Origin of the sequence: Mycobacterium sp., from assembly GCF_036273375.1 — a bacterium.
Lineage (GTDB): Bacteria > Actinomycetota > Actinomycetes > Mycobacteriales > Mycobacteriaceae > Mycobacterium.
The window spans coordinates 1-3,930 of sequence record NZ_DASUHS010000227.1 but is presented as its reverse complement, the minus strand read 5'-3'; the positions used below and the strand labels follow the sequence as shown (position 1 = coordinate 3,930).

The following is a 3,930-nucleotide window of genomic DNA, read 5'->3' as shown; positions in this document are numbered from 1 at the left end:
TTCCCGGCCGGTGACTCCGGCCCGGAGTGGAGCCTCTACGCCTGGGAACCCGTGGGAGACGAAGCATGAGCGCACCTGCTGTTGAAGTGGGCACCACCCTGCCCGAACTCAAGCTGCATGGTTCGCCTACATTCATCATCTCGACGGCTCTGGCCACCAGGGACTTTCAGGATGTGCACCATGACCGGGATCTGGCTCAGGCCAAGGGGTCCAAGGACATCTTCGTCAACATCCTCACCGACACCGGGCTGGTGCAGCGCTACGTCACCGACTGGGCGGGTCCGACGGCGCTGATCAAATCGATCGGGTTGCGGCTCGGTGTGCCGTGGTACGCCTACGACACCGTCACCTTTTCCGGTGAGGTGACCGCCGTCGACGATGGTCTGATCACGCTGAAGGTGTTCGGCCGCAACAGCCTTGGCGACCACGTCATCGCGAACGTTACGCTGACGATCGGGGGTGTCTGATGTTGTCGGGCAAGGCTGCGATCGCCGGTATCGGCGCCACCGACTTCTCGAAGGACTCCGGCCGCAGCGAGCTGCGGCTGGCCGCCGAGGCGGTTCTGGATGCGTTGGACGACGCCGGGCTGAGCCCGTCCGATGTCGACGGCCTGACCACCTTCACGATGGACACCAACAATGAGACCGCCGTCGCGCGTGCGGTCGGCATCGGTGACCTGAAGTTTTTTTCGCAGATCGGGTACGGCGGTGGCGCCGCGTGCGCGACCGTTCAGCAGGCGGCGATCGCCGTGGCCACCGGGGTGGCCGACGTCGTCGTCGCATACCGGGCGTTCAACGAGCGTTCGGGCATGCGGTTCGGTCAGGTGCAGACCCGGCTGGTGGGAAACGCCGGCGTGCAGGCTGATTCGACGGCAGCGGACAACTCCTTCTCGTACCCGCACGGGCTTTCGACGCCGGCCGCGCAGGTCGCGATGATTGCCCAGCGCTACATGCATCTGTCCGGTGCGACCAGCCGGGACTTCGGTGCGATTTCGGTGGCCGACCGCAAGCACGCCGCCAAGAATCCGAAGGCGTATTTCTACGAGAAGCCGATAACCATTGAGGACCACCAGAATTCGCGGTGGATCGCCGAGCCGCTGCGGCTGCTGGACTGCTGCCAGGAGACCGACGGAGCGGTAGCGATCGTGGTGACGTCGCCGGAGCGCGCGAAGGATCTCAAGCAGCGACCGGCGATCATCGAAGCGGCGGCGCAGGGCTCCAGCCCCGACCAGTACACGATGGTCAGCTACTATCGCGACGAATTGGGTCTGCCCGAGATGGGGTTGGTGGGTCAGCAGCTATGGCAGCAATCCGGTCTCAAGCCGGCCGACATCCAGACCGCGATTCTCTACGACCACTTCACCCCGTTCACGCTGATTCAGTTGGAAGAGTTGGGATTCTGCGGCAGGGGTGAGGCCAAGGACTTCATCTCGAACGGCGCCATCGAGACCGGTGGGCGGCTTCCGATCAACACCCACGGCGGCCAGCTCGGCGAAGCCTATATTCACGGCATGAATGGCATCGCCGAGGGTGTGCGGCAACTGCGGGGCACCTCGGTGAACCCGGTGCCCGACGTCGAGCACGTCCTCGTCACCGCCGGAACCGGCGTCCCCACCTCCGGCCTGATCCTGGGCTAGGGAGGCTTCTAGCGCCGAGCGTGAAGTTAGTTTCACACTCGGGGTTGAACGTGAACCTAACTTCACGCTCGACGACTGAAGTGACGCTGCCGATAACTCGTGCAACGCTGCCGTCGTGGGTGAGCCGTTCTTGGGCAGTGAGGCCGTTGCTCGAGGCGCATTGGCCAGAAGTCGGCTGAGCACTGGCTATATCCGACTCTTCCGAGATGTGTACGTCAGTCGGGACGTGGAGGTTACTGCCGCGCTGCGCGCGAGGGCCGGATGGTTGTGGACTGGGCGTCAGGGCGTGGTCGCCGGCTTCGCCGCAGCGGCGCTGCACGGGAGCAAATGGGTCGATGGCCTGACGGTGGTAGACCTCATTCACGACAACCGCCACTCCCAGCCCGGGATCAGGGCTCACGGAGACCGCATCGAGGAAGACGAACTTGCTGCCGTAGACGGGATCCCGGTTACCTCGGGGGCCAGGACGGCCCTCGACTTGGGCTGCTGGTATTCGACGACGGCGGCGGTTGCCGCCATCGACGCGTTGAGCCGCGCAACGCGAATCAAGGCGGCCGACGTCGAGCTGCTCGCAGAGAGGTATCCGGGCCGCCGAGGCATCGTGCGGGCAAGAAAGGCCATAGCGCTATTCGACGGTGGGGCACAGTCTCCGAAGGAGTCTTGGTTACGAATCGTGCTAGTCGAGGCCGGCTTACCGCCACCTCAGACGCAAATTCCGGTCACCGATGAATTCGGCGATCTGACCGTCTATCTCGATATGGGCTGGGAGGACGTCAAAGTCGCGGTCGAGTATGACGGCGAGCAACACCGCAGCGACCGGTGGCAGTACACCTGGGATATTCGACGCGCCGAAATGCTCGACCGGCTCGGCTGGATCGTCATCCGGGTGGTCGCGGGGGACCGACCGGCCGACATCATTCGCCGTGTGCGCGCGGCTCGCGCACGGCGAGCGTGAAACTAGTTTCACGCTCGTGGGCGAACGTGAAGCTAACTTCACGCTCGGCGCGGAAGGGAAAACCCGAAAGGGAAACCTCTAGGCGGGCAACAGTTCGACGCCCGACAGCACGACCGCGTTGTCGCGCGAGGGCGCGACAACGCTGGCCAGGAAGCGGCCGTTGTCCTTCCAGATGCCGACCTTGAGCGTTTCGCCGGGGAACGCCACCCCGGCGAAACGCGCGCCGTAGGCGGCCACCGCGCCGGCATCACCGTCGAGCAGCGCATCGGTGATGGCCTTACAGGTCATGCCGTACGTGCACAGCCCGTGCAGAATGGGCTGGGAGAAACCTGCGGCAGCGGCGAATTCGGGATCGGAGTGCAGCGGGTTGCGGTCGCCGCACAGCCGGTAGAGCAGCGCCTGCTGCGGCAGAATCGGCACGTCGACCTCGAGATCGGGAGCACGGTCCGGCGCCCCGTCCGACGTCGACGGACCACGCTCGCCGCCGAATCCGCCTTCGCCGCGGGCGAAGATGGACCGGCGCTGCGTCCACAGCAGCGTGCCATCCGGCGCGGTCACCGTCGTCTCGCTCCAGATCACCGCGGCCTTGCCCTTGTCCCAGATGTCCGTGAACCGGGTGACGGCTTTGGCCGAGCCGGACGGCGGGAGCGGAGCGGGCGCCTCGACCCGCTCGCTGGCGTGTAGCACCTTGCCCAGCTCGATGTCGATGCCGGGGAACTTGACCGTCGGCGGTTTCGTGGCGTGGAAGGTGGCGGCGACGTTGCCGAACGTCGGAAGCACCTGCGGGGTGTCGTCGATCAGGTAGCGCAGCTCGCGTGGGTCCATCGGATCGGCGCCCGCGCCCAGTCCAAGGTGGTAGAGCTGCACATCAGTACTGGCCCAGGAGAATTCGATGGGATCCAGCTCAGCATTCAGCGCGACGTCTACGTCGATTGGCATCTCAGCGCTCCTCCGCAATGTGCAACGCCGCCAGGTAGCCGAACGTCATGGCCGGACCGATGGTGCCACCCGGACCGGGGTACGTGTGGCCCATTACCGGAGCACTGACATTGCCTGCGGCGTAAAGGCCTTCGATGATACTGCTGTCGTCGCGCAGCGCCCGGCCGTGGATATCGGTGCGGATGCCGCCTTTGGTCCCCAGATCACCGGGCACCATCTTGGCCGCGTAGTACGGCGCGTGACTGATCTCGCCGAGGTTGGGGTTCGGCTTGTTGGTCGGGTCGCCGTAGTACTTGTCGTAAGCGCTCTCGCCGCGCTGGTAGTCCTCGTCGACGCCGGAGCGCGCGAAGCCGTTGAAACGTTCCACCGTCGCGGTGAGTTCGCTCACCGGAAGGCCGGC

The 3,930-nt window shown here is 65.3% G+C and carries 5 protein-coding genes; 3 read left to right on the top strand and 2 right to left on the bottom strand.

Going from position 1 to position 3,930, the window contains the following annotated elements:
* Positions 1-65 precede the first annotated feature (65 nt).
* The 3 genes from VFW69_RS20180 (at position 66) to VFW69_RS20170 (ending at position 2,591) form a co-directional block, all read left to right on the top strand.
* Entirely contained in the window at positions 66-467 is a 402-nt protein-coding gene (locus VFW69_RS20180) for a MaoC family dehydratase (protein WP_526503875.1), read from the top strand.
* On the top strand, positions 467-1,636 hold the full coding sequence (gene ltp2 / locus VFW69_RS20175) for a 17-hydroxy-3-oxo-4-pregnene-20-carboxyl-CoA lyase (protein ID WP_526503873.1): 1,170 nt from the start codon (positions 467-469) through the stop codon (positions 1,634-1,636). The genes VFW69_RS20180 and ltp2 overlap by 1 nt, the downstream gene beginning before the upstream one ends.
* A 115-nt stretch (positions 1,637-1,751) precedes the next feature.
* Positions 1,752-2,591: a DUF559 domain-containing protein gene (locus tag VFW69_RS20170; RefSeq protein ID WP_526503871.1), complete on the top strand. Its 840-nt coding sequence runs from the start codon at positions 1,752-1,754 to the stop codon at positions 2,589-2,591.
* Positions 2,592-2,669: 78 nt separating this feature from the next.
* Here VFW69_RS20170 and chsH3 read toward each other — a convergent pair whose 3' ends face one another.
* Positions 2,670-3,530, bottom strand: coding sequence for an enoyl-CoA hydratase ChsH3 (chsH3, locus tag VFW69_RS20165; protein ID WP_526503869.1), 861 nt, complete (start codon positions 3,528-3,530; stop codon positions 2,670-2,672).
* Position 3,531: 1 nt separating this feature from the next.
* A partial coding sequence (locus VFW69_RS20160; RefSeq protein ID WP_526503867.1) for an FAD-binding protein occupies positions 3,532-3,930 on the bottom strand: 399 nt, incomplete at its 5' end.

Bases quoted from the DNA above. Each gene is read 5' to 3' on its own strand.
- VFW69_RS20180 (WP_526503875.1), top strand. From the start codon at position 66: ATGAGCGCACCTGCTGTTGAAGTGGGCACCACCCTGCCCGAACTCAAG.
- ltp2 (WP_526503873.1), top strand. From the start codon at position 467: ATGTTGTCGGGCAAGGCTGCGATCGCCGGTATCGGCGCCACCGACTTC.
- chsH3 (WP_526503869.1), bottom strand. From the start codon at position 3,530: ATGCCAATCGACGTAGACGTCGCGCTGAATGCTGAGCTGGATCCCATC.